This window comes from Mycobacterium sp. SMC-17 (assembly GCF_045310915.1).
Classification (GTDB): Bacteria; Actinomycetota; Actinomycetes; order Mycobacteriales; family Mycobacteriaceae; genus Mycobacterium.
In genome coordinates, this window is record NZ_JBJIAK010000066.1 from 1 (window position 1) to 25,262 (window position 25,262).

Below are 25,262 nucleotides of genomic sequence, written 5' to 3' on the forward strand. Positions count from 1 at the left end.
CACGAAAACCACTACCCAACAACACAACTCGGCATCACACCGAACCCACACCAATTACCACGCAAAATCCGGGCTAGTCACCTTCGATGAACTGCCGCATCACCCCGACGCCCCTGGATCGGGCGATCGAGCCCTCCTCGGGCTCGACCTCCCCAAGCGCGATTTTCAGTAGTGCCGACTTGCCCGCACCGTTGGCGCCGATCAGTGCGACACGTTCCCCTTCGCCGACCCACAACGAGACATTGTTGAGAAGCGGACGGCCAGGTAGGCCGTAGCTGATCCTTGACAGATCGAGATGAGCCACACACCAACCCTATGAGCCATCGCAAAAGGTTTTTCGCGGCGCTGAGCGCGTCGACGTTCATTGTTGGACTTCCAGCCGACCTGAAAGTCCTTCGCCCCGATCATGTTTGGGAAGATCGGTAACACGACGCCAATTCGACTGCACCGGTTCACTTTTCATCGCAAGCCCCTAAGCGTGCCGCGACGTCACGCCCCCGTCGACCACGATCTGGGTGCCGGTGATGAATGACGCCTTCGGCGACATGAGGAACGCGACGGCCGCCCCGATCTCCTCGGGCTGCCCCAGCCGGCCCAACGGTGCCGCCGCCAGGAACGCGTTCTTCACCTCAGGAACGGCCAGCGCATCGGCCAGCATCGGGGTCTCGATGAAGCCCGGGCACACGGCGTTGACGCGAATTCCCAACGGGCCCAACTGACCTGCCATCGACCGGGTCAAGCCCAGCAGCCCGGCCTTCGATGCGCAGTAGGCCGGGATGAACGGATTGCCAACCAGCCCTTCGATGCTCGAGATCCCCACGACCGCCGGCGCGGCGCCACCAGCAATGGCCTTCTCGAAATGCGGCAGCAGCAGTTGGGACAGCAGCGCCTGTGCGCGCAGGTTCACGTCGACAACGGCATCCCACGATTCGACAGTGAACATCCCGACCGGCTCCGGCAGCACCCGGCCCGCGGCATGCACGAGTCCGTCGACGCCGTCCATCGCCGCGGCAGCCTGCTCGACGGCGGCGGCCAGGGAGTCGGTGTCAGTCACGTCGACGACGACGCCGTGCGCCCCGAGTGAGTCCGCGACGGCGACCACTTCCGGCGAGATGTCGAACAGTGACACCGCGCGACCGTCGGCGATCAGGGCCTTGGCCGACGCCAGGCCGATACCGGACGCACCACCGGTGACCACCACACCACTCATGTCAGACCTTTCAATACGCTCCGCGAGGTAGCGGAATATCGATCGGCTCGGACACTACGCGATACCGGCCCGCCCCAGCGTTTCAACGCCGGAATTCATAGCGACTCATGGTTGGCTCGGAGGGTCATGACGAAACGTACTGCGCTGCTGCTGACCTGCACGCTGCTCCTCGGCTCCACCGGCTGCTCGCTGTTCGGCGGCCCGGAGCCCGAGGACGCCTTCAACGCGTTTGCTGATGCGTTGCACCGCAAGGACTCCGGCGCCGCCGCCAAGGACACCACGGACGCCGGGGCGTCGGAACCGGCCATCAAGTCGATGTTCGACGGCATGGGCAAAAACGCCACACTCGACGTCAAGGCCACACCCGGCGACGGCGACAACAAGTCGACCGCCAAGCTCGCCTATACCTGGTCATTCGGGCCCGGCCGCGAATTCAGTTACGACACAACGGCTATCGCCACCAAGGTCGGTGAGGACTGGAAAATCCGCTGGGCCCCGGCGCTTTTGCATCCCAAGCTCCGGCAGGGCGGCACGTTTCAGTTCAGCGAAGACAAAGCGCTGCTGACGCCCGTCGTCGACCGCAACGGTCAACCGCTGCTGAGCTGGCAGACCGTCGGCGTCATCACCCTCAGCCGCGACCACCTCGACTCCGCCGCGGCACTGGCTCCGGTGGTTGCCCGGTTCGACGACACCATCACCGCCGACTCGATCGCAGCCGAGTTCACCGGAAATCAGGACGACCGCGTCACCGTCGTCAAGCTCCGCGAGGCGGACCTCGGCCAGGTCGCCGACGAGCTCACCCAGATTCCCGGTGTCACCGTCACCAAGCAGGGCGCGCTGCTGACCGCCGACCCCAACCTGCACTCGCCGGCCATCAGCGGACTGCCCGAGGTCTGGCAGAAGGCCATCGACGCGACCGCCGGCTGGTCGGTGGATCTGGTCGACGATCAAGGGCAACCCACCGACGAGCTCGCGAACAACGCCCCCGCCGACACCAAACCCGTCCGCACCACCCTGGACCCGCGCCTGCAGCTCCTCGCCCAGCACGCCGTGGCCACCGATCCCCGCCCCACCGTGCTCGTCGCCATCGCCCCCAGCACCGGCGCCATCCTCGCCGCGGCCCAGAACGACGCGGCCAACGCGCAGGGACCCATCGCCTTCACCGGCCTGTACCCGCCGGGGTCGACGTTCAAGACCGTCACCACCGCGGCCGCCCTCGAGAAGGGCCTCGCAAAGGCCGACTCCCCCGAGCCCTGCCCGGGCACGGTGACCATCGAGAACCGCACCATCCCCAACGAGGACAAGTTCGACCTCGGCACCGTCCCGCTCGAGCAGGCCTTCGCACATTCCTGCAACACCACGATGGGCGCGCTGGCCGACAAGCTGCCCGCCGACGCGCTGCCCAACACCGCCAAGAACCTCGGCATCGGCGTCGACTTCGTCATCCCCGGCATCACCACGGTGACGGGCAAGGTGCCCAACGCCGACACCCCGGCGCAGCGCGTCGAGAACGGCATCGGCCAGGGCACCGTCACCGTCAGCCCGTTCGGGTTGGCCGTCGCCGAGGCCAGCCTCGCGCACGGGTCGACCATCACGCCCACGCTGCTGCCCGGCCAGCAGACCACCGCCAGCACGCCGTCGACCCCGATCGACAAGCCGACCGCCGACGCCCTGCGGGCCATGATGCGCCTGACCGTCACCGAGGGCACCGCGTCCGCGCTCAAGGACATCGACGGGCTCGGCGGGAAGACCGGCACCGCGGAATTCGGCGACAACACGCACTCGCACGGCTGGTTCGCGGGCATCGTCGGGGACCTCGCGTTCGCGACGCTGGTGGTCGGCGGAGATTCGTCGGCGCCCGCGGTGGCCGTCAGCGGGGACTTCCTGCGTGCGGCGCTGGCCGGATAACGGCGTGCCAATTTCGCCAACTGCCCCGGTCCTTGGGATTCTTGGCTGATGCGGGTTGACGGGCGCGAGGTCGCGGTCTCGGGCAGCCTGCTGCAACCGATCACCCGCCGGACCAACGACATCCTGCGGCTGGTGGCTGCAACAGCGTTCCTGGTCACCGTCGTCACCAGCTCGCTCATCACCCGCAACGACTGGGTGCGGCTGGAACGGTCGGTGTCCCGGATCGTCGGCGTGCTCACGCCGACGCAGTCGAATCTGGTCTACATCGCGTACGCCATCGCGATCCTGGCGCTGCCGTTCGTCATCCTGCTGAGCCTGCTGGTGACGCGGCAATGGAAGCTGCTGGGCCCCTATGCCACCGCGGGCCTCGTCGCCGTGCTGTCGCTGTCCATCAACTCCAACGGCATCGCGGCGCCCAACTGGCACTTCGACCTGTCCGACCGCCTCAACACGGTCTTCTCCCAATTCCTCGACGACCCCCGCTGGATCGCGCTGCTGGCCGCGGTGCTGACGGTGTCCGGCCCATGGCAGCCCGCCCGGCTGCGCCGCTGGTGGTGGACGCTGCTGCTGGCATTCGTGCCGATCCACCTTGTCGTCAGTGCGATCGTGCCGGCCCGGTCACTGCTCGGCCTGGCCGTCGGGTGGTTCGTCGGCGCGCTCGTGGTGCTGGTCAGCGGCACTCCGGCGCTGGAAGTTCCGCTGGCGGGCGGGGTCCAGGCGCTGGCCCGCCGCCAGTTCGAGGTGTCGGCGCTGACGGTCATCCGGCCCGCCGGCACCGGGCCCCTGGTGCTCAGCGCCGATTCGGCCGACGGCACGCGCGCCGTCGTCGAGTTGTACGGGCCGAACCAGCGCGTGGGCGGCGCGATGAGCCAGCTCTGGCGCAAGATCACGCTGCGCAACGACGAGACCGCTCCCCTGCAGACCTCGATGCGCCGCGCCGTCGAGCACCGCGCGCTCATGACCATCGCGGTCGGCGACCTCGACCTGGCCAACACCCGGACCATCGCGCTCGCGGCCCTCGACCGCGGCTGGACGATGTTCGCGCATACGCCGGCGAGCGGCGTGCCGCTGACCAACGAGACCCCCGTCGCCGACGTGTGGCACGCGCTGGGCGCGCTGCACCACCATCAGATCTCGCACGGCGACCTGCGCGCGGCAGAACTTACGGTCGACGACCGCACCGTCCTGTTCGGCGGTTTGGGCAACTCCGAATACGGCGCGTCCGACGTGCAGCTGCAATCCGACGTGGCACAGCTGCTGGTGACGACGACGGCCATGTACGGCGCCGAGGAGGCGGTCGCCGCCGCCATCGAGCAGTTCGGCGAGGACACCGTGCTGACCGCGTCGCGCCGGCTGACGAAGTCGGCGATGCCGCTGCGGCTGCGGGAGTCGATCCCCGATTCGCGCGGCGTGATCACCGCGGCCCGCGACGAGGTGAAGCACCAGACCGGCGCCGACCGCATCCAGACCGAGACCATCACCCGCTTCACCCGCAACCAGGTCATCCAGCTGGTCCTGCTCATCGCGCTGGTGTACGTCGCCTACCCGTTCATCAGCACGGTGCCGACGTTCTTCTCCGAACTGCGGTCCGCCAACTGGTGGTGGGCACTGCTCGGCCTCGCGGTGTCGGCGCTGACGTACGTCGGTGCGGCGGCGGCGCTGTGGGCCAGCGCCTCGGAGTCGGTGAGCTTCAAGAACCTGACCATCATGCAGGTGGCCAACACCTTCGCCGCGACGACGACGCCCGCCGGCGTCGGTGGCCTGGCACTCAGCACGCGGTTCCTACAGAAGGCCGGGCTCGGCGCCTTGCGTGCGACGGCCGCCGTCGCGCTGCAGCAGTCGGTTCAGGTGCTCACGCACGTGGCGCTGCTGATCTTCTTCAGCGCCGCCGCCGGCGCATCGGCCGATCTGTCGCACTTCGTCCCGTCCTCGACGGTCCTGTATCTGATCGCCGGTGCTGCTCTGGGTGTGGTCGGCACGTTCATGTTGGTGCCGCGGGCCCGGCATTGGCTCGGCACCTCGGTGCGACCGCGCCTGACCGAGGTGTGGGCCGACCTGGTCAACCTCGCCCGCGAACCGCGCCGCCTCGGGCTGATCGTCTTGGGCTGTGCCGCAACGACTTTGGGTGCCGCGCTGGCGCTGTGGGCGAGCGTCGAGGCCTTCGGCGGGTCGACGTCGTTCGTGACGGTGTGCGTCGTCACGATGATCGGTGGGACGCTCGCGTCAGCCGCCCCGACCCCCGGCGGTGTCGGCGCCGTGGAGGCCGCGCTGATCGGTGGTCTGGCCGCGTTCGGCCTGCCCGCCGCCGTCGCGGTGCCGTCGGTGCTGCTCTACCGGGTGCTGACGTGCTGGCTGCCGGTGTTCATCGGCTGGCCGGTCATGCGGTGGCTGACCGAGAAGGCGATGATCTAGACCCTGCTGCGGCGTGTCGCGATCGGCGTGTCGGGCGGCCTTGTGACACATGCGATCTGGAGGCGTCAACTTTCCCTGACTGGGTCAGGGAAAGTTGACGCGTCCCAACGAAAGGTGCCGACAGACCGGGGCCGCAGCTCGCTACCGGCCCCGGTACCGCCGTCACATCTTGGCGAGCATGCCGTTCATCGTGGTGATCTCGGCCTGCTGCGTGGTGATGATCGCCTGCGCCATGGCCTTGGCGTCGGCGTTGGTGCCGTTCTTCAGCTCGTCGTTGGCCATGGTGATGGCGCCCTGGTGATGCTCGACCATCATCTGCAGCCACATCTTGTCGAACGCCGCGCCGGACAGGCCCGTCAGTTCGGTCATCTGCTGCGGGGTCATCAGGCCCGGCATCGAGTGGCTCATGGTGGCCGACGGCGCGGGCTTGCCGAAGCCCGCGAGCAGCGTCGTCATCTGCTGCATCTCGGGGGCCTGCGCCTTCTCGATGGCGGCGGCGAGGTCCTTGACCTGCTGGTTCTGCGAGCGGGTCGGGACCAGCTTGGCCATCTCGACGGCCTGCGCGTGGTGCGGATACATCATCTGCAGGAACATGACGTCGGCGTCGTTGAAGTTGGCGGCCGGCGCCGCGCTGCTGCTGGAACCCGACATCCCCGGCATCGAGTGCCCGGGCATGTCGTGGCCCGACATCGGCATGGACGAGGTGGTGGCGGAGACCGTCGAGGCCTGCTCGTTCGGCGGGCTACAGGCCGCGAGCGCGATGGCAGCGGCGGTTCCGGCTGCAACAGCGGTGGCGATAGATGCGATTTTGAACATGGTTGAACTCCTTGAAGTTTGGAAGGGTTGACGCGGGGCGCGGCCCATCAGATTCGAAGGAGCGACAGTTCCGCGAGAGTCAGCACCGTCCACGGCGGGGCTCTTTGCCTGCGCCGCAACGCCTGTCGAATGCGCGCCTGCACGTTCTGCTCGGGCGCGACGCCGAGCCAGTACAGCAAAGCCAGACCCAGGATGGTCAGCAGCTCGGTCATGACGAAGACGCAGGCGTGAAACCCGTTGTGTCCGTTGCAGTCGCAGGCATCCGACAAGGACGTTTGCACCACCGGGGCGCTCGCGTGCTGATGGACGGCCGCCTGCGGATGATGCGACGGAGCGTGCGCGGACGTGACGACCAGCGAATGCATGCCGATGATGCCGGCGATCAAGACCAAGAGACCGACAACCCACCAGCCGACGTGGCGGCGCGTGCTGCGATGCGTCACGTCGGCCTCCGGTTCGGGTATCGGTACGAAAAACATAGTACCCGAGGGGGGTATATCAACGGGAATAAATCGGATGGCCATTGCCGGCCTGACAGCGATCACGGACGCCGCAGCCGGTGGGCCACGTCACATCGTCATTCCCCCAGTGGCGACTTTCATAATTGTCTGACTCGTCGGTTATTTAGATTCGCTATTAGTGTCGACATATGGGTCGGGAAGCCTTGAGTCACAGCATTATTGGGGCGGCGGAATCGCTGAACCAATACGTTCAGCCGGACGGCAGGATCGTCATACCTGACGGCATCACGCTGACGTCGTTCCTGGAACGTAACCGCGCGGCGATGGGCGACAGCCCGTCGTACCGGTTCATCGACTACGCGCACAATCCCGACGGCGAGATCATCGAACTCAGCTGGAACGGCCTGTGGGCTAAGGTCAACGCCGTCGCGGCCCGGCTCCAGCAGGTCACCGCGCCCCGCGACCGGGTGGCGATCCTCGCGCCGCAGGGCGTCGACTACGTCGCGGCGTTCTTCGCGGCCGTGCACGCCGGAAACATCGCCGTTCCGCTGTTCGCGCCGGCGCTGTCCGGGCACGCCGAGCGCCTGGCCGCGGTGCTGGCCGACGCCAAGCCGTCGGTGGTGCTGACCACGACCGCGGCCGCCGAAGCGGTCCGCACGTTCATCAAGACGCTGCCCGCCGCCCAGCGCCCACGGGTCATCGCCGTCGACGCGGTGCCGGACACCCTCGCCGAGATGTACGTCGCCCCGGACGCCCGCACCGACGATGTCGCCTATCTGCAGTACACCTCGGGCTCGACGCGCACCCCCGCCGGCGTGGAGATCACGCATCGGAACGTGTGCACCAACGTCATTCAGATGATCCTGGCCGGCGGCCTGGACACTGACATCCGCAGCGTCAGCTGGCTGCCGCTGTATCACGACATGGGCCTGATCATGATCATGTTCCCCGCGCTGTGCGGTGGCCAGATCAGCCTGATGGACCCCATGGCGTTCGTCCGCCGGCCCTACCGGTGGATCCGGCGCCTCGCCGACGAGGCCGCCCACGGCCGGACTTTCGCGGCCGCACCCAATTTCGCCTTCGAACTGTGCGCGCAGCGCGGCCTGCCGCCGGCCGGTGAGGCGCTCGACCTCAGCAATGTGGTGACGCTGCTCAACGGTTCGGAGCCGGTGACGCTGCCGTCCATCGAGCAGTTCATGGCGGCGTTCACGCCGTACGGGCTGCCCGAGACGGTGGTCAAGCCCTCGTACGGCATGGCCGAGGCCACGCTGTCGGTCGCCAGCATCGGCGCGGACGAAAAGCCGTGCGCCACATATCTGGACCGTGCCGAGCTCGCGGCGGGCCGGGCCGTCGTCGTGGGCCGGCACGCCGACGGTGCGGTCCCGCACGTCTCGTGCGGGCAGGCCATCCCCGACCAGTGGGTGGTGATCGTGACGCCCGACGGCGACGAGGCCGCAGACGGCGTCGTCGGCGAAATCTGGTTGCACGGCAACAACATCGGCCGGGGTTACTTCGGGCGGCCCGAGGAGTCCGAGCGGGTGTTCGGCAACAAGCTGCAGACCCGTCAGACCGTCAGCCACGCCGACGGCGCCGAGGACAACGCATTGTGGTTGGCCACAGGCGATCTGGGCGTTTACGTCGGCGGCGAACTGTTCGTCACCGGCCGCATCAAGGATCTCGTCATCGTCGACGGGCGCAACCACTACCCGCAGGACATCGAGGCCACGGTCAGCCGCGCCTCCTCGGCGGTGCGCTCCGGCTACGTGACAGCCTTTGCTGTTCCTGGTGATTCGGGTGAACAACTGGTCGTGATCGCCGAGCGCGCGGTGGGTGCCGGGCGGGCCGAATTGGAGCCGGTGGCCGAGGCGGTGCGGGCCGCGGTGGCGCGTCATCACCAGGTGCGCGTCGCCGAGGTGCGACTCGTTGCGGCCGGCCGCATCCCGCGTACGACGTCGGGAAAGCTGGCCCGCAGCGCCGCCCGCGCGGAGTTTCTCGCCGGTCAATTCGACTAGCGATCGGCGCGCCGGGCACTGTTGCGGCACTTTCGATTTGGGGCCACGGCAGCCCACTGGGACACGAGTCATCAGAGTTAACAGAACGTTATTTGTCGATCGCGCCAATTTGCGGCGCCGTGGTCGCCGCTCGTGTTGGATGACGGGGTAGCCCTCGAGTAGGGCCCATTCCGCCGATGGGAGCACCGAGATGACGGAGCAGCGCCCCGACATCGTCATCCTCATGACCGACGAAGAACGCGCCATCCCGCCGTACGAAACCGACGACGTCCTGGACTGGCGTCACCGGACCCTCACGGGCCGGCGGTGGTTCGACGAAAACGGCGTGCGTTTCACGCGGCACTACACTGGCTCCCTGGCGTGTGCGCCCAGCCGGCCGACGCTCTTCACGGGCCAGTACCCCGACCTCCACGGCGTCACGCAGACCGACGGTCTCGGCAAGCGGTACGACGACTCGCGGCTGCGGTGGCTCCGCCAGGGCGAGGTGCCGACGCTGGGCAACTGGCTGCGCGCCGCCGGGTACGACACGCATTACGACGGCAAGTGGCACATCTCGCACGCCGACCTCGAGGACCCCAAGACCGGCAAGCCGCTCGCCACCAACGACGCCGACGGTGTCGTCGACCCGGTGGCCGTGCAGGCCTACCTCGACGCCGACCCGCTGGGGCCCTACGGCTTCTCCGGCTGGGTCGGGCCGGAGCCGCACGGAGCGGCCATGTCCAACAGCGGTTTTCGGCGGGACCCGTTGGTGGCCGAGCGGGTCGTCGCCTGGCTCGACGACCGTTACGCGCGGCGGCGCGCCGGCGACCCGGATGCGCTGCGGCCGTTCCTGCTGGTGGCCAGCTTCGTCAATCCCCATGACATCGTGCTGTTCCCGGCCTGGGTCCGCCGCAGCCCGCTGCTCGACTACCCCGTCCTCGAGCCGCCGCACGTTCCCGCGGCGCCGACCGCAACGGAAGATCTGACCGACAAGCCGGCCGCGCAGGCCGCCTTCCGTGAGGCCTACTACTCCGGCTACGGCCCGGCCGCGGTCATCGAACGCACCTACCGCCGCAACGCGCAGCAGTACCGCGACCTCTACTACCGCCTGCACGCCGAAGTCGACGGCCCGCTGGACCGGGTGCGCCGCGCCGTCACCGAGAACGGTTCCGAAAACGCCGTACTGGTGCGGACTTCCGATCACGGCGACCTGCTGGGCGCGCACGGCGGGCTGCACCAGAAGTGGTTCAACCTGTACGACGAGGCGACGCGTGTTCCGTTCGTCATCGCCCGCATCGGCGCCGACGCGACCACCGCCCGCGAAGTCAACGCACCGACATCACACGTCGACCTGGTGCCGACGCTGCTCGGCGCGGCCGGCATCGACATCGCCGCGACCGCCGAAACCCTCGCCGCGTCGTTCACCGAGGTGCATCCCCTCCCCGGCCGCGACCTCATGCCAGTGGTGAATGGTGCTGCGGCCGAACAGGATCGGACCATCTACCTGATGACGCGCGACAACATCCTCGAGGGCGACACCGGGGCATCGGGCGCGGCACAGGCCATCGGCGCCAACACCAATCCGCCAGCGCTGCTGCGCATCAAGGTGCCCGCAAACGTCGCGGCCAACTTCGAAGGGCTGGTCTCGCGCGTCACCAACGCCGAGGCGGCCGGCGGCGCCGGGCACCTGTGGAAGCTGGTCCGCACCTTCGACGATCCGGCGACCTGGACCGAACCGGGTGTGCGCCACCTGGCCGCCAACAGCCGCGGCGGCGACACGTACCGCACCGACCCGCTCGACGACCAGTGGGAGCTCTACGACCTGACTGCCGACCCGATCGAGGCGTCCAACCGCTGGGGCGATCCCAGCCTGCACGAGCTGCGGCGGCACCTGCGGACGCAGCTCAAGCTGGTCCGCACGGCGTCGGTACCGGAGCGCAACGATCCGTGGCCGTATGTGAGCCGGCGGCCGCCGGAGCCGGGCAGCGCCGTCCGCCGATTGCTGTGCCGGTTCCGCCCGTAGGCAAAACCTGCAGGTCACGCCGTCGCGATTACAGGTTTTGCCTGGTCGGCCAATAGCATGTCTGGTGCCATGACCGACACCGCCCCCGCCACCGATACCCGCTCCGCCGGCCGGGTGGCCGCCGAAGCCGCCCGTCGCCGCACATTCGCCGTCATCAGTCACCCTGACGCCGGTAAATCGACGCTGACCGAGGCGCTGGCCCTGCACGCCCGGGTGATCAGCGAGGCGGGCGCGATCCACGGCAAGGCGGGCCGCAAGTCCACGGTGTCGGACTGGATGGAGATGGAGAAGGCCCGCGGCATCTCGATCACCTCGACGGCGCTGCAGTTCCCGTACCGCGACTGCGTCATCAACCTGCTCGACACCCCCGGCCACGCCGACTTCTCCGAGGACACCTACCGGGTGCTGACGGCCGTCGACTGCGCCGTGATGCTCATCGACGCCGCGAAAGGCCTTGAGCCGCAAACCCTGAAGCTGTTCCAGGTGTGTAAGCACCGCGGCATCCCGATCATCACGGTGATCAACAAGTGGGACCGCCCGGGCCGGCACGCGCTGGAGCTGATGGACGAGATCCACGAGCGCATCGGGCTGCGGACGACGCCGCTGACCTGGCCGGTGGGCATCGCCGGCGATTTCAAGGGTGTGATGGATCGCCGCAAGGGCCACTACATCCGCTTCACCCGCACCGCCGGTGGCGCCACCGCCGCGCCCGAGGAGCACATCCCCGCCGACAAGGCGCACGACGCCGCCGAGGGTGACTGGGACACCGCCGTCGAAGAGTCCGAACTGCTGTCGATGGACGGCTCGGACTACGACCGCGAGACCTTCCTGTCCGGCGAGTCCTCCCCCGTGCTGTTCACCTCGGCCGCGCTGAACTTCGGCGTCAACCAGCTGCTGGACGTGCTGGTCGACCTGGCGCCCTCCCCTGGCGCGATCCGCGATGTCGCGGGTGAGCCGCGCCCGGTGGATTCGCCGTTCAGCGCGTTCGTGTTCAAGGTGCAGGCCGGTATGGACACCTCGCACCGCGACCGCATCGCCTACGCGCGGGTGTGCTCGGGCACGTTCGAGCGCGGCGATGTGCTGACCCACGCCGGGACCGGCAAGCCCTTCGTGACCAAGTACGCGCAGTCGGTGTTCGGCCAGCAGCGCTCCACACTGGACGACGCCTGGCCCGGCGACGTGATCGGCCTGGCCAACGCGGCGGCGCTGCGCCCCGGCGACACGCTGTATCGCGATGTGCCCGTGGAGTTTCCGCCGATTCCGAGCTTCTCCCCCGAGTACTTCTCCGTGGTCCGCGGCAAGGATCCGAGCAAGCACAAGCAGTTCCGCAAGGGCATCGAGCAGCTCGATCAAGAAGGTGTCGTGCAGGTGCTGCGCTCGGACAAGCGCGGTGAGCAGGCGCCCGTCTTCGCGGCCGTCGGCCCCATGCAGTTCGAGGTCGCCGCGCACCGCATGGCGACCGAGATCGGCGCGGCCATCTCGCTCGAGTCGCTGCCGTACCAGGTGGCGCGGGTCGTCGAGCCCGAGGACGCCGAGTTCATGAGCAAGCAGGTCTCCTGCGAGGTGCTGACCCGCACCGACGGCGTCATGCTCGTGCTGTTCTCGACACCGTGGCGCCTCGAAGGGTTCCAGCGGGACAACCCGTCCATCAAGCTCCGGTCGTTGGTGGCGGCGGCCGAAAGCTGACGCGCCCCTCTCGAAGGTGGGCACACCGCGACGCTCAGCGCTTACGGTGTAGAGCACCCAAGAGAGAGGACGAGAGTTGGCCACCGCCACTCCAGCGACCCCCGCCACCCCGACGCTGCGCGAACTGACGGTCCGCGGCATCCTGCTCGGCGGTGTCATCACGCTCGTGTTCACCGCCGCCAACGTCTACCTCGGACTCAAGGTCGGCCTGACGTTCGCCACTGCCATCCCTGCCGCGGTGATCTCGATGGCGGTGCTGCGCAGCTTCGCCAACCACTCGATCGTCGAGAACAACATCGTGCAGACCGTCGCGTCGGCGGCCGGCACGCTGTCGGCGATCATCTTCGTGCTGCCCGGGCTGATCATGGTCGGCTGGTGGACCGGTTTTCCCTACTGGACCACCGTCGCCGTGTGCGCCGTCGGCGGCACGCTCGGCGTCATGTACTCGATCCCGCTGCGCCGGGCCCTGGTCACCGGAACCGACCTGCCCTACCCCGAAGGCGTCGCCGCCGCCGAGGTACTCAAGGTCGGTGACGGCACCGAAGGCGTGGAGGCCAACCGCACCGGGCTGAAGGTCATCACGTTCGGTTCGGTCGTGTCGGCCGTTTTCGGGCTGCTCGCCAATATGAAGGTGCTCGCCAATTCCGTTACCGCATATACCCGTATCGGCGCGGGCGGCACGATGTTCACCGCCGGCCTGTCGATGGCGATGATCGGCGTCGGGCACCTGATCGGCATGACCGTCGGCATCGCGATGCTCGTCGGTCTCGTCATCTCGTACGGGGTGCTGCTGCCCATCCGCACCGACGGCGCGCTCACCGGTAGCGAACCGATCGGCGACATCATCGACGGCATCTTCGTGCACGAGGTGCGGTTCGTCGGCGCGGGAGCCATTGCCGTCGCGGCGATCTGGACGCTGCTGAAGATCCTGCGCCCCATCGTCAAGGGCGTCACCGCTGCGCTGGGGTCGGCACGTGACCGGCGGCAGGGCCAGGTCGTCGAGCTCACCGAGCGCGACATCCCCTTCCCCATGGTCGTCGGCACCGTCGTGGTGATGCTGCTGCCGATCGCCGTGCTGCTGTGGGATTTCAGTCGCGGAACTGTGCTGCAGGGGCATTCGGCCGCGATCATCGCGGCGAGCCTGGTGTTCATCTTCGTCATCGGGCTGGTCATCGCCTCGGTGTGCGGGTACATGGCCGGGCTGATCGGTTCGTCGAACAGCCCGATATCCGGCGTCGGCATCCTGACGGTCCTCATCGCCGCGGTGCTGATCAAGGTGGTCTTCGGGCGGGCCGACGCCGGCCAGTCGACCGCGCTCGTGGCGTTCACGTTGTTCGCCGCCGCCATCACGTTCGGTGTCGCGACCATCTCCAACGACAACCTGCAGGACCTCAAGACCGGCCAGCTGGTCGGAGCGACACCGTGGAAACAGCAGGTGGCGTTGGTGATTGGCGTGGCGTTCGGGTCGGCGATCATTCCGCCGGTCCTCAACCTGATGCAGCGGGCGTTCGGTTTCCTCGGCGCGCCCGGGGCCGGCGATCATGCCCTTGCCGCGCCGCAGGCCGCACTGATCTCGTCGTTGGCCAAGGGCGTGTTCGGCGGGTCGCTGAACTGGGGGCTCATCGGGCTGGGTGCCGTGATCGGTGTCGTCGCCATTCTCGTCGACGAGACCCTCACCCGCACATCACGTTTCGCGCTGCCGCCGCTGGCCGTCGGAATGGGCATGTACCTGCCGATGAGCCTGACGCTGATCATTCCGCTGGGTGCTGTTCTCGGCTACTTCTATAACCGCTGGGCCGACCGGACCGGCGGCGACGTCGAGCGCAAGAAGCGGATCGGCGTGCTGCTGGCGACGGGCATGATCGTTGGTGAGAGCCTTTACGGCGTCGTCTTTGCCGGGTTCGTGGCCGGGACTGGTTCCGACGAGCCCTTTGCGCTGTTCTCTGGTTTCGGCGGGTCCCTTCCTGAAGTGATCGGCGTCGTGGCCTTTGCGGCCGTGCTGGCGTGGATGTACAAGCGGACGCGCGTCATTGCGGGGAGCGAGCCGGTGGCAGTTGAACGCTGAGTCGCTTGGCTGCCGCTGATTTCGTGGTGCCTGCGCGTGCCGCGAGGGCGGGACGCCTCTCCCGACATGTTCGACTTGGAGCCGTCAAGGATCCTTGACGGCTCCAAATCGCATGTGCTGCAACACTGTCAACGCTGAGAGGATGCTTCTCCTAGCGCGGGACGACAGTGATGGCGCATCGTGGGCCATTCGCTCCTGACAGCCGAGCATCCGCGGTCACCAGAGCGCAGTCCAGGTTCTCAGCGAGGGCGACGTACATCGCGTCGTAGGCCGTCACAGCCTCACGAAGTTCCCAAATGCGTTCCAGGAGAGGTGGAGCGGCGTAGCGGATCAGCCCGAGCCCGCTCCAGACATTCAAAGCCTGCCGGCCCTCCGCAGAGGTAAGCCGACCGGACGCCACTTGCCGGCGCAAGACACTGGCCACCTCCGCATCCACCAAGTGCGGCGCGTGAATCGATTCGGCAGCGAGTAGTCGACGTGCTTGACCATCGTGCAGAAGCCCAGAGACTGCCGCCGACGCATCGACGACAATCACCGGCGTTCGGACTCCAACTGCTTGACGATGGTCTCGGTCGGGATATCCAGATCGGGCAGCGTGGCCAGCAATGCGGCATTGTCGACTCGACGAGTCGCGGCATCGAGTTCACGGATCGCGACGGCTGTCACCGAGGTGCTCGCTGCACGCGCCATCCGTTCGAGTCGATCCATGACGTCATCAGGGACGTTACGGAGGTGCAGAGTCCGCATACGACCACTGTACCCAGATTGCATACTTCTCGCTTGCAATCTGCTAGCAACCCGTCCGAGCTGACTTGAGGAGCCATCAGCCCACATCGTCGTACCCCCAGAACTCTCGCGCCTCGCTCATAAGTTCGTGCCGGTAGCTCGGCCTCAGCTCATCGATCACAGCAAGCGTCCGTGACGTCAGCTCGTCGCCAATCCCACTCTGCGCGTGCGCATATGGGATGAACGCACGTAGCAGGTCAGGAACGTCCAGCGCCACCTCCAATGGCGTGCCGTCGTCGTAGTAGGACGGGTTGCGCAACACGTCTCGGACACGTGTTTCGCTCCACCGCAGCGGGTCTTCCGAGCCGGTCTCGAAAAGCTCCAGCAGCTGCTCCCGGTAGCCGGGGCCGTTGAACGGAGCAGACGAACTGCTAACGAAGAACGACTCGCACAGCTGCACGGCGGAAGCCCAATCCATGGACGGTGTGCGGCCCTCACCGCCTTCCGGGAGCCGACTGATCAGCCACCTGACCAGCGGTCGGTTTGGCATCCACGTATTGGCATCTCGCGCGAATACTGGCTTCTTGAAAGCACCTTCGATCCACGCCCTCGCGTCGGCGAGGTCCATTTCGACAACAGTCTCGGAACCCGGTTCCGCAATCCGTGCAAGCACTTCGTCGATCAGCTCCGGCACAATGGCGATGTCGGTGACGCCCGAGAACCGATTGTGGTCGACCCGCACGACCACAGTCAGCCCATGACCACCCCCTAGTCGAGCACCAATGGCAATCTCATCGACATCACCGAAGGCATCACTTCGGCGGACAGCCCGGTGCACGTTCACCTGCGACAGTGAGTGGATCCATCCCGGCAGGTGCTCGTGGCGCTGTGCGAGTTCCGCTCGACATTCGAATTGCAGAGCTGGGTCATCGACCAGAAGCTCCGCGATTACAGCGAGTAAGGCAGTGACCGGCCGGTTGCGTGTCGACATAAGGCCGGTCAACAGGCGATACAGCTTTTCGCCGTCCGGCCTGCTGGCATCGAGCGAAGTGAGGTTGAGGTTCCCTACGTTGATCGCGCGGCTGGCCATGCTGACGAGATAGACCGGATGCTGATCGACCCTGGGCCGCACTATTTCTGTCAGCTGTCCGGTTGCATCGTTCAGCTGCCCGATTACATCTTTCAGCTGTCCGGTTACATTTTTCAGCCGTCGGTCGAGAGCATTCCCGGCCTTGCGTTTCTTCGCTCGCCGCACATCGCGTCGAGCCTGTTTGAGGCTCCGTAAACGTCGTTTGTCGGTCATGTCGCGGACGCTACGCCGGGGCTACGACAAGTACGCCGCCGCCGTTTTCAGCGCCCTCCTGACACGCGGACGTACATCACGTGACATCACGGCAAACAAGCTCGCGTGCGTCCGCCACGACCGGCGGCGCGGCGGATAGTGACAACCGTGGACGCTGTACTTCACCCGAACACCGCGTCAAGGGTTCCGCCCCCACACCCGGTGTCATCGAATGCCGCTGAACAACACGGTGCGGTCATCGCAGACCGGCACCCGCGAGAAATCTCATCCACCAACAGAATCGACGCCCGCGACGAGCTGATCGGAGACGGTCAGGCCGTGCCGGGCGCCTGGGTCACCGTGTCGTTCAACGGCGACCCTGACGACACGGACGTCTTCCAGCTCGTCCTGCCCGCCGACGCCAAGCCGTTGGGCGACACCTGCTCCGTGGAATGCCCGCTGGGCAAAGCGCTCGTTGCCTCGCACGTCGGCGAAACCCGGAGATACGTGACAGAATCCGGGCGGAGCATGGCGATCACGGTTCTGGCCGTCGACAGCGTCAATCCGCAGGAGACGGCCGGACGCTGACCGCTCCCCGACCAATGTTGTTCGGGGAGCCCAGGGCCCTACTCCGCGGCCCGACCGCCCACCACCGCGTGAAACCGCCCCTGCGGGTACGGCAGAGCGATGTCGTGTTCGTCGTAGGCGCGCAGAATCGCGCGGCGGATCCGGCGCTGCACGGCGCCCTGCATGTTCGGCCGGGTTTTCACCGACATCCGCAAGGTGAGCAGATCAGGCGAGAGCTCCTGCACGCCAAGCATTTCCGGATCACCTAACACGTCGGCAGCGATCGCCGGGTCGATGATCGCGTCCTCCGCCGCTTCGAGGGCCACCAGCTCGGCGCGGTCGAGGTCGGCGGTCAAGGCCACCGGAACCTCAACGTTCGCAACGGCGTAGTCCTGGCTCATGTTGCCGACGCGCTTGATCTCACCATTGCGGACGTACCAGAGGGTGCCGTCGCCGCCGCGCAGTGTGGTGATACGCAGGCCGACGCTCTGCACCTCGCCCGTCACGTCGCCGAGGTCGACATTGTCGCCGACACCGTACTGATCCTCGAGCAGCATGAAGATGCCGCTGACGAAGTCGCGGACCAGGTTCTGCGCGCCGAAGCCGATCGCGAGACCGACCACACCGGCCGAGGCGATGAACGGCGCGATGTTGACGCCCAGCACGCTGAGGATTGCGAGCACCAGCCACAGGAGCAGCAGGATCGACACCGTCGATTTCAGCACCGAGCCGATGGTCTGGGCGCGCTGGCGGCGCCGCTCGGCGGCCTTGCGGGCGTTCGACGAGGCCGCGCGGTCTCGCAGGTAGCGCAACAACGGCGGACGGTTGGCCTGCGATTCCTCGTCGACGGCCATGGTCTTGCCAGCTCGACCGGTCGTGGCGCGGTCGATCACCCGGTGCAGGGCCAGCCGCGCGATCAGGGCGATGACGCCGTAGGAGACGATCCGGATCGGCACCTCGAGCAGCCAGTGTCGGTTCGTTTCGGTCCATTCGAAAGCCAGTTGGTAGACATGCACGGGTTCGACCCTACGAGAGGGCGTCGAAACGCCTGGCCACGGCGATTCACGGCTGCAGGCGGGACCAGCGGGTTTCGCCGGTCGTGAGATCCAGTCGACGAGTGGGGCTGGTCGTTGCCCGGGTCACACCGACGACACCGGTTCCTGCCAGCAATCTGGCAAGAACCTGTCTAAAACCTGTGAGCGACAAGGAAATTGGCGTCAGCGACCCCCTGGCACGCTCGGTAGGCTTCAACCGTCAGCCAGTACGCGTTAGGGGTATCGCATGGCCGGAGGGGGAATTCTGGGGGTCTCCCCAGAAGAGTTGCAGCGGGTGTCAGGGGCGATCAGTTCCCTGGCTGACGAGCTCGCGACGCAGGTGAAGACGATCGACAACGAGGTATCCGGCTTCGTCGGATCGGGCTGGACCGGGCTGTCCAGTGGCGCATTCGCCGAATCATTCTGGAAATGGCATGAGGGCGCCAAGGACGTTCACACCGGCCTGGCTGAGATGGCGACCCTGCTCTCTACGGCGGCCGGTGCATACGAGAGCCAGGACAGTCACTCGGGAGCAGCGCTCAGCACCCAGATGAGAATCGACGGTTAGGGCCTGCCATGTCTGACGAATTCGGAGTCGATACCGACAAGTTGATGGACATCGTCGAGAAGATGACCCAGGTAGAGGCCAGGATCGAAGCGATGATCACCGAAGCCGATGCCGAGGTTTCGGGACTCCACGCCACGTGGGTGGGCACGGCCGCCGCGACGCAGGCAGACGCGCATCGTCGCTGGGCTGAGGGTGCGCAAGAAATGCGCGAAGCCCTGGTCAAGCTGCGCGAAGCCGCCCACAAGGCGCACGGCAACTACACCGGCGCGGCCAAGAGCAATCAAACGATGTGGTCACGGTGACCCGGCCGACGGTGCGATAGGCGGCGAAACCCTGTGGCACCGATTGTTGTTGATCCGCGCGCACTCGATGGCGCCGGGCAGTCCGTGGACGCCCAGGCCGAAGCGCTCGGGAGGGCTATCGAAGGCTTGCACTCTGCGCTTTCGGGCAGCGGAGGAATGTCCGGTGATGACCCGGCCGGCATCGTCCACGGCCGCGCGTATGACAAGTCCGCCAAATCGATGCTCGAAGCGATGGTGGACCTGCGAAATGGCATGGCACGTATCGGCGACGGCATCCGGGCCAGCGCGACGAGCTATTCGCGGGCCGAAGTTGCGTCGAACACTCACGGCAGCGGCGGAGCGCCGCTGCCAGCCGCGGCGCCGACCGCGTTCGTCAGTGCGCAGGTCCCACCATCGGCCGAAGGCAGCAACGAGAGCGCGCCGCCGGGCTGGTCACTGGTCGAACCCTTCCTGGGCATGATCTGGCCCGACGGCAGTCCCAGCAAGCTGCGGGCGGCAGCCGGAGCATGGACAGCGGCGGGATCGGCGTTCCTCGGCGCCGAGGCACCACTGCTCAACGCACTGGGCGTGGTTACGGCGCAACAGATTCCGGAGGGCGCACAGGTCGCGCAGGCAGTCGTGGCGGGCAACACCAACGCGACGGCGCTTTTTGGCCAGTGCGTCCAGGTCGCATCAAACCTCAACTCTTACGCCGGACACATCGAAGCCACTCACGCGGCGATCTTGGACTTGCTGTCGCGAATCGTGAACCCGATGACCGGGATTCGTGAAGTCTGGGACCTCCTCACCGGCGAGGATGAAGACGAGATCAAGAAGATCGCCGACGACATCCGCGTCGTGGTCAACAACTTCAAGGCCGAAGTGGACGCGTTGGCCACGTTGCTCGCGCCACTGATCGCGGCCGCCGAAGCGATCGCCTCGGTCATGGCTAACTGGGCCAAGATGGAGCTTCAGCAGTTCGGCGACGCCGCGTACAACGTGCTGGCTGACGTGGTCAACTCGGCGGCGAGTTTCGGCAACGCGGCGATCCACAACCCGCTCGACACCTTGGGGATGATCGGCGGGGCCGCGTTGATCGCGGGTGGAGCCGGGATCGAGGTTCCCGGCGTCATCCTCGACGCCACCGGCATTGGCGCGGTGGTCGGCGTCCCGGTGAACGTGGCCGGTTTGGGCATGATCGCTACCGGCGGCACCCTGGCCGGCGCCGGCGCCATTGACTTGTCGCACGAGGCGGCGCTGAACCCGGTCACGATCATGCACGCGCACACCGGACGCCCGGGTGAAGGTGTAGACCGAGGTGACGGTAGAGACCAGTACGGGCACTACACCGGTCGCGAAGGCGGGAGCTACGGGAAGGGGCGTGAAGCAGAAGGCATTGAGCAGTACCAGGACCGCTACCCCGGCCGTTGGGTTAGCACCGAGCAGCGGAAAGCAACGGTGGACGGTGGGGCGCCCGGCGGACGGTTCTACGACGGTCTCGCGCGCAAACCCGACGGTACATATGAAGGCGTCGAGGTGAAATCTGGAGGCGCCCTTCCGACTAAGGGACAGGCGGAGTTTGACAGTAAGGTGTCAGCTACGAATCCTGCCTACGTCACGATCACAAACGAGCAAGGAGTGGTGGAGACTGTGAAGGTCACAAGCGTTCGCGTTGAAACGGTGCCGACCGAATGAAACTTGACAGGCCAACCCACGTGCAGGCGACGAATCGCTCGTCGGGGTGGATGAGCGAATTCACAGAAGAGATTCCTGGCCAGATCGCCGCAATTATCAAGCGGCTAGGCGACGGCCGGTACACCTACATGTCGATCTATCCCCTGCCGGCCGACGCAGGTATCTACGATGATGTCCACCCGGCCGAATGGATGCAGGCCACGGGTGTCGCGCCTGATCGGCTCACCGTCGAGGTCAAACAAGCCGACGCCAAAGGCGTGCACAGGCTGTACACCATCGGCCGAGCAGACGCTGCAGATTCGTCTGCCCAAACGGAGCCAATTCAGAACGGCGACAACACATACCTGGTGCGCCCATCCGAGGTGCTCACAGCCACAGACGCCATCGAACTGTTCCAGCACTACTACGAAACCCACGCCGTCCCCGAAGGCTGGAGTCTGCGCGAACAACCCGAGTTCTCCGATACGGCAGTTGCCAGCGGACTCTCCGACGGCGCGGAAGCGGACAACGCTACGCCGTCCGCCGGTAAGGCTCCCGTCACGAAAAGCGAAGCAACACAGCAGAAACTCGACAAAGCGTCGAAGGCCTTGGAAGGTAAGCCCCATCGCCGCGGTGGCGACTAGGCCGCTCAACAGGCCGGTGACGTCGTCAACGGAGGGCCATCTTGCCTGAGTGGTTCGTGTTCCAAAAGCTGCTCGCCGCGCCAATCTCACACGCCATCGTAGGGACGGGACTCGATCAGATCGGCGGATACGTCACCGAAGCATCGGCGGTGGTCGGTCTGCGGACGCCAGCAGAGTTGTTGGCGGCATACGGCGTCGACGCCGCTCCTGAGTTCGCCGATGTAGTCCGATTTGAGCAGCCGCGGATCGCAACGTTCACCAAGCCGAGTAACTCGGACCGTCCCTGGCTCGACTTCCCCTACGGTTTTCTCTACGGAGACTCATCGGCCCCTGTATGGCGCATGAGCCGCACCCGGTTCTCCTATGGGGCCGAATACTGGCGAATCCGTTCCGATGGTGAACAGAAGTGCTTGTCGCACTACGCGGGGGCTGGCCGTGGGTGGGTGGGCGCCAAACGCTGGCGGCCGCCGAGCCCGATGGTGGGCACGTTGGCGCGTTGGCAGGGCCGGGAGTTCTTCGCCGACGTCGTGGCGGAGACCGTGCTGCTGACCGCGCTCACCGAGAATGGCCCAACGGGGTTCGAGCCAGTCCGCCCACATGCGTGGTCCAAGACCGTCCCGATGTCGGAATGCGAAGTGTTCGAACGGGTTTTCACGGCTCAGGTCGACGGTGTTCCTGTGCGCATTCTGCGCTCAGCTGGCTCAACTGCAGAGGTGCTCTTGCTGACCGACGACCCGGCCGATGCCGAGCGGGTTGGCGCTGGGTTGGTTGAGGCCGGCGTGTTCGAGGCTGTGGTGGAGAGCAGTCGCCTGACGAATGTGCAGGGCGTCGAGAACCAATGGGTTCCGGGCGCGGATAAGTAGATGCCAAGTGAGACTCGAACGAGCGACGCACATCCTTGAGTCCAACCGGGCAAAGATGCACATGAGCGAATTCACCGAAGAGATTCCCGTTCAAATCGCCGCGGGCATCAATCGCCTCGGCGACGGCGAATACACCTACTACTCGATCTACCCAGTGGGTCCGGAAGTCCCGTACGACCAATTCCCCTATTCGGACGAGTGGATACAGGCCACTGGCGTCGCTCCCGATCGGCTCACCGTCGAGATCAAGCAAGCCGACGCCAACGGCGTGCACCACCTGTACACGATCGGCCGGCCCGGTGGCGCAGGTGAGTCGGCCGAGACCGAGCCAATTCAGAACGGCGACAACACATATCTGGTGTGCCCCTCCGAAGTACTCACAGCCACCGACGCCATCGAGCTCTTCCAGCACTACTACGACACCCACTCCGTCCCGGCAGGCTGGAGTCTGCGCGAACAGCCGGAGTTCTCGGATACCGCGGTCGCGGAACGATACGGCGAAGGTGAGCAGCGTCCGCCGGGCGCAAGGGTGCCATGAGGTATGCGGTCAGAGAATTCGCTACGGTCGCGCTCTCGGACGAGCCGGCACGAGCGGAGATGCAGCTCAACCATCTCGTCAGCCTCATCGGTGAGCGAAAGCTCTTCATGATCGTGTTCGAACTGCCCGAGAACTACGAGACTTCCGACCACGTCGAACCGGCTGAGAATTTCGTACAGACCACCGGCACTCAAGCCGGACTGACGGTCGAACTGATGAGGAACGGGACGCTGTTCACCCTCGGACATCCGGGCGACAAAGGGCTGCTGGTGCCGCTTGCCCGAAAGGATGGCACCTCGGTCGAAGTGAACCAGAACGAAGTGCTCATGCCGGACGAAGTCGGGCAGCTCCTCGTCGAGTACGTCCGAACCAGCTCGATTGACACTTCTGGATGGGCACTGCGCGAAACTTCCTTGGCGGACCATAACCACGCCGTTCCCGCCGGCTGGAGTCTGCGCGAACAGCCCGGGTGCGCCGACACCGCCGCCGACGAGGCCTCCAAGCGCCATGGCAACCGCTCGATCGGAGGATGACGTGAGGTTCAGCGACGTGTTCGTATCCCGAGCAGACCGGTATTCCGTCGGCATCGAACTCGATTCGGGGAGGCCCTACGTCTCAATCCCCGTCAGCAACGGCGTGGTGGATTACGAAGAGTACTACGCGATTTCGCCGGAGCAGTCCGACGCGTTTCTGGCTGATAGGACTTCCGCAATCGAGTTTGTCAAGGCCTGTCGGCGGCACCAGCATGACGATCTGTTGATCCTGAGGCCCGGCACCAACCGAGGGACGCCTGTCTGACGCGAGCGCTGGCAGTCCGCTCGTTCCCTTAGCGCTAGCCGTGCGGCGGCGTCGCCGCCGAACACGGTATGCGCTGCCGCTATTCCCCGCGCGTCCGTCACGAATCCCACACATCGTCAGCGGTCACATTCGTCGCCGTCGGTGGTTCTATCTCAGTAACGAGGTCGTTATTCAGATTGAAAGGAACGTGCCATGACCGATGTAGCAGGCAAGGTGGTTCTGGTAACGGGTGGGCGACGGGGCCTGGGCGCGGCCCTGGTCGACGAGGTGCTGGCCCGAGGCGCCCGCAAGGTCTACTCGACCGCACGGACCGACTTCACCGACGACCGTGCTGAAGTGGTCACGTACGGTCTCGAAGTCAGTTCGACGGATTCGGTTGCAGCACTGGCGAATATCGCTGGCGACGTCGACATCGTGATCAACAACGCCGGCGTCTCCCACCTGGACGATCTGCTGACCGGCAGCTGGGATGACATCACCGACACCTTCGACACCAATGTGTTTGGGCCACTGCGGGTGACGCGCGCCTTCGCGCCGATCCTCGCCGCCAACGGCGGAGGCGCCCTGGTCAATGTGCACTCGGTGTTGTCGTGGCTCGGCGGCGCCGGCGCCTACGGTGCCTCGAAGGCGGCGATCTGGTCGATCACCAACTCGCTGCGCCAGGAACTCCAGCCGCAACACACCCAGGTGGTCGGAGTGCACGTCGGGTACATCGACACCGATATGACCGACGGCATCAACGCACCCAAGCTTGCTCCGGCCGACGTCGCCCGACGCATCATCGACGGCTTGGAAGCCGGCGCGGCTGAGGTATTGGTCGATGATCTCTCCGTTCAGGTGAAAGCGGCGCTGTCCGGGCCAGTTGAAAACCTGGCCTTCACTCGGTCGTAGCGAACGGCGCTGACGTTTCAACTTGTTAGCGCCAACGCGATTAGCTGAGGAGCCAGTCGTCACCGCCCGCCAAAACCGGAGTCGGGGTCGTAGCCGGCGTCATGGGTGAACTCAGGAGGCATGTAGTGGCCGTAGGTACCGCGGGGATCGCCCTCAACAAAGAACCGGTCCTCGCGGTCGGCGCGGTTGGCGATCATGTCGCGCTCGAACTGTTCCCGGCGCAGCTCAGCTTCGCGCGCCTGGGCCGACTTGAGCGTCCAGGCAGCAAACGCGGAAAGCACCGCGAAGGCGATCAGCGCGACGTACAGCCACGGATGCTCGTGAGCCAGCCCAAGCAGCAACAGGCCGCCGAAGACTGCTGCCACGCCGACCCCGGAACGCCTGCGGGTCCGGGCGATGGCGCCAAGCCCATTACCTCCGTTCGCAATAGCGACCGATGACGAACTACCCCCGAAGATCGCGACCAGGATCCAGACCGGCAGCCACAGCCCACAAGACAGGAAGGTCAGGATGGCGTGCAGCGCGTGGTTGGGTCCGCCGCCGGTTGATACTGCGACAGCGACCGCGGGTGCCGGCGTAGCGGGCGCGGTCGGTACGAAGTGCTCGGTCCAGCGTCGGCCGTCGTGGTAGCGCTGGCCAGGCTGGCCGCTCGGGTCTTGGTACCAACCCGGCGCTGGGGTTGGGTAGTCGTGATTCGGCATGTCGGGTCCTCTCGGCGCATTTCAAGCAAGCCGAACAGAATGACACCGACCACCGACATTGATTGTGTTCAACCCGTTCGGGCGAGGATGACCTTGCTCGTTCGCCGCTGGTGATGACCCTCC

25 protein-coding genes are annotated in these 25,262 nt (G+C 66.3%); 16 read left to right on the forward strand and 9 right to left on the reverse strand.

Going from position 1 to position 25,262, the window contains the following annotated elements; all coding sequences use genetic code 11:
- Positions 1-73: 73 nt before the first annotated feature.
- Both ACJH7A_RS27345 and ACJH7A_RS27350 read right to left on the reverse strand, forming a co-directional pair.
- Positions 74-304, reverse strand: a complete 231-nt coding sequence (locus tag ACJH7A_RS27345; protein ID WP_406775977.1) for an ATP-binding cassette domain-containing protein — start codon at positions 302-304, stop codon at positions 74-76.
- Between the two features lie 168 nt (positions 305-472).
- Positions 473-1,210: an SDR family NAD(P)-dependent oxidoreductase gene (locus ACJH7A_RS27350; protein WP_406803012.1), complete on the reverse strand. Its 738-nt coding sequence runs from the start codon at positions 1,208-1,210 to the stop codon at positions 473-475.
- A gap of 126 nt (positions 1,211-1,336) precedes the next feature.
- Here ACJH7A_RS27350 and ACJH7A_RS27355 point away from each other — a divergent pair, with 126 nt between their 5' ends.
- Together ACJH7A_RS27355 and ACJH7A_RS27360 are read left to right on the forward strand one after the other, a co-directional pair.
- Positions 1,337-3,118 (forward strand): penicillin-binding transpeptidase domain-containing protein, encoded by a 1,782-nt coding sequence (locus ACJH7A_RS27355; protein ID WP_406803013.1) that lies wholly within the window; start codon positions 1,337-1,339, stop codon positions 3,116-3,118.
- A 48-nt stretch (positions 3,119-3,166) separates the two neighbouring features.
- A complete protein-coding gene (locus ACJH7A_RS27360) occupies positions 3,167-5,530 on the forward strand; it encodes a YbhN family protein (RefSeq protein WP_406803014.1) in 2,364 nt (787 codons plus the stop codon).
- A gap of 162 nt (positions 5,531-5,692) precedes the next feature.
- Here ACJH7A_RS27360 and ACJH7A_RS27365 read toward each other — a convergent pair whose 3' ends face one another.
- Both ACJH7A_RS27365 and ACJH7A_RS27370 read right to left on the reverse strand, forming a co-directional pair.
- Complete coding sequence (locus tag ACJH7A_RS27365) at positions 5,693-6,346, reverse strand: DUF305 domain-containing protein (protein WP_406803015.1); 654 nt, start codon at positions 6,344-6,346, stop codon at positions 5,693-5,695.
- A 47-nt stretch (positions 6,347-6,393) separates the two neighbouring features.
- A complete protein-coding gene (locus ACJH7A_RS27370; RefSeq protein WP_406775982.1) occupies positions 6,394-6,789 on the reverse strand; it encodes a DUF6153 family protein in 396 nt (131 codons plus the stop codon).
- Between the two features lie 206 nt (positions 6,790-6,995).
- Here ACJH7A_RS27370 and ACJH7A_RS27375 point away from each other — a divergent pair, with 206 nt between their 5' ends.
- The 4 genes from ACJH7A_RS27375 to ACJH7A_RS27390 all read left to right on the forward strand — a co-directional run bounded on the left by ACJH7A_RS27375 (position 6,996) and on the right by ACJH7A_RS27390 (position 14,572).
- On the forward strand, positions 6,996-8,819 hold the full coding sequence (locus tag ACJH7A_RS27375) for a fatty acyl-AMP ligase (protein ID WP_406803016.1): 1,824 nt from the start codon (positions 6,996-6,998) through the stop codon (positions 8,817-8,819).
- Positions 8,820-9,009: 190 nt separating this feature from the next.
- Positions 9,010-10,821 carry a sulfatase-like hydrolase/transferase gene (locus ACJH7A_RS27380; RefSeq protein ID WP_406803017.1) on the forward strand — a complete coding sequence of 604 codons (1,812 nt, stop codon included), beginning with the start codon at positions 9,010-9,012 and terminating at the stop codon, positions 10,819-10,821.
- Positions 10,822-10,890: 69 nt separating this feature from the next.
- Positions 10,891-12,507, forward strand: a complete 1,617-nt coding sequence (locus ACJH7A_RS27385) for a peptide chain release factor 3 (RefSeq protein ID WP_212812424.1) — start codon at positions 10,891-10,893, stop codon at positions 12,505-12,507.
- 76 nt (positions 12,508-12,583) lie between these two features.
- Positions 12,584-14,572 carry an OPT family oligopeptide transporter gene (locus tag ACJH7A_RS27390; protein WP_406775985.1) on the forward strand — a complete coding sequence of 663 codons (1,989 nt, stop codon included), beginning with the start codon at positions 12,584-12,586 and terminating at the stop codon, positions 14,570-14,572.
- A gap of 151 nt (positions 14,573-14,723) precedes the next feature.
- Here ACJH7A_RS27390 and ACJH7A_RS27395 read toward each other — a convergent pair whose 3' ends face one another.
- From ACJH7A_RS27395 to ACJH7A_RS27405, 3 genes are all read right to left on the reverse strand, one after another.
- Positions 14,724-15,107 (reverse strand): type II toxin-antitoxin system VapC family toxin, encoded by a 384-nt coding sequence (locus ACJH7A_RS27395; protein WP_212812426.1) that lies wholly within the window; start codon positions 15,105-15,107, stop codon positions 14,724-14,726.
- Positions 15,104-15,319, reverse strand: a complete 216-nt coding sequence (locus ACJH7A_RS27400; RefSeq protein ID WP_053854134.1) for a hypothetical protein — start codon at positions 15,317-15,319, stop codon at positions 15,104-15,106. Before ACJH7A_RS27400 ends, ACJH7A_RS27395 begins: the two co-directional genes overlap by 4 nt.
- Before the next feature lie 76 nt (positions 15,320-15,395).
- Entirely contained in the window at positions 15,396-16,601 is a 1,206-nt protein-coding gene (locus ACJH7A_RS27405) for a hypothetical protein (RefSeq protein ID WP_406803019.1), read from the reverse strand.
- A 147-nt stretch (positions 16,602-16,748) separates the two neighbouring features.
- On the opposite strand from ACJH7A_RS27405, the gene ACJH7A_RS27410 reads away from it, so the two are divergent.
- Positions 16,749-17,168, forward strand: a complete 420-nt coding sequence (locus ACJH7A_RS27410; RefSeq protein ID WP_406803020.1) for a GreA/GreB family elongation factor — start codon at positions 16,749-16,751, stop codon at positions 17,166-17,168.
- Between the two features lie 38 nt (positions 17,169-17,206).
- Here the strand turns inward: ACJH7A_RS27410 and ACJH7A_RS27415 are convergent, their stop codons facing one another.
- On the reverse strand, positions 17,207-18,163 hold the full coding sequence (locus ACJH7A_RS27415; protein ID WP_061004422.1) for a mechanosensitive ion channel family protein: 957 nt from the start codon (positions 18,161-18,163) through the stop codon (positions 17,207-17,209).
- Between the two features lie 265 nt (positions 18,164-18,428).
- On the opposite strand from ACJH7A_RS27415, the gene ACJH7A_RS27420 reads away from it, so the two are divergent.
- From ACJH7A_RS27420 to ACJH7A_RS27460, 9 genes are all read left to right on the forward strand, one after another.
- Positions 18,429-18,749: a WXG100 family type VII secretion target gene (locus ACJH7A_RS27420; protein WP_406803021.1), complete on the forward strand. Its 321-nt coding sequence runs from the start codon at positions 18,429-18,431 to the stop codon at positions 18,747-18,749.
- Between the two features lie 8 nt (positions 18,750-18,757).
- On the forward strand, positions 18,758-19,051 hold the full coding sequence (locus tag ACJH7A_RS27425; protein ID WP_406803022.1) for a WXG100 family type VII secretion target: 294 nt from the start codon (positions 18,758-18,760) through the stop codon (positions 19,049-19,051).
- Between the two features lie 33 nt (positions 19,052-19,084).
- Entirely contained in the window at positions 19,085-20,725 is a 1,641-nt protein-coding gene (locus ACJH7A_RS27430; protein WP_406803023.1) for a WXG100 family type VII secretion target, read from the forward strand.
- On the forward strand, positions 20,722-21,348 hold the full coding sequence (locus ACJH7A_RS27435; RefSeq protein WP_406803024.1) for a hypothetical protein: 627 nt from the start codon (positions 20,722-20,724) through the stop codon (positions 21,346-21,348). The genes ACJH7A_RS27430 and ACJH7A_RS27435 overlap by 4 nt, the downstream gene beginning before the upstream one ends.
- A 41-nt stretch (positions 21,349-21,389) precedes the next feature.
- A complete protein-coding gene (locus ACJH7A_RS27440) occupies positions 21,390-22,211 on the forward strand; it encodes a hypothetical protein (RefSeq protein WP_406803025.1) in 822 nt (273 codons plus the stop codon).
- 61 nt (positions 22,212-22,272) lie between these two features.
- The gene (locus ACJH7A_RS27445) at positions 22,273-22,749 is read left to right on the forward strand and encodes a hypothetical protein (protein ID WP_406803026.1); all 477 of its coding nucleotides are present in this window, start codon (positions 22,273-22,275) and stop codon (positions 22,747-22,749) included.
- Positions 22,746-23,282, forward strand: coding sequence for a hypothetical protein (locus ACJH7A_RS27450; protein ID WP_406803027.1), 537 nt, complete (start codon positions 22,746-22,748; stop codon positions 23,280-23,282). The genes ACJH7A_RS27445 and ACJH7A_RS27450 overlap by 4 nt, the downstream gene beginning before the upstream one ends.
- Before the next feature lies 1 nt (position 23,283).
- Positions 23,284-23,547: a hypothetical protein gene (locus ACJH7A_RS27455; RefSeq protein ID WP_406803028.1), complete on the forward strand. Its 264-nt coding sequence runs from the start codon at positions 23,284-23,286 to the stop codon at positions 23,545-23,547.
- Between the two features lie 192 nt (positions 23,548-23,739).
- Positions 23,740-24,438 carry an SDR family oxidoreductase gene (locus ACJH7A_RS27460; protein ID WP_406803029.1) on the forward strand — a complete coding sequence of 233 codons (699 nt, stop codon included), beginning with the start codon at positions 23,740-23,742 and terminating at the stop codon, positions 24,436-24,438.
- A 59-nt stretch (positions 24,439-24,497) separates the two neighbouring features.
- On the opposite strand, the gene ACJH7A_RS27465 is transcribed toward ACJH7A_RS27460, so the two are convergent.
- The gene (locus ACJH7A_RS27465) at positions 24,498-25,139 is read right to left on the reverse strand and encodes a DUF2510 domain-containing protein (protein ID WP_406803030.1); all 642 of its coding nucleotides are present in this window, start codon (positions 25,137-25,139) and stop codon (positions 24,498-24,500) included.
- Positions 25,140-25,262: the final 123 nt, after the last annotated feature.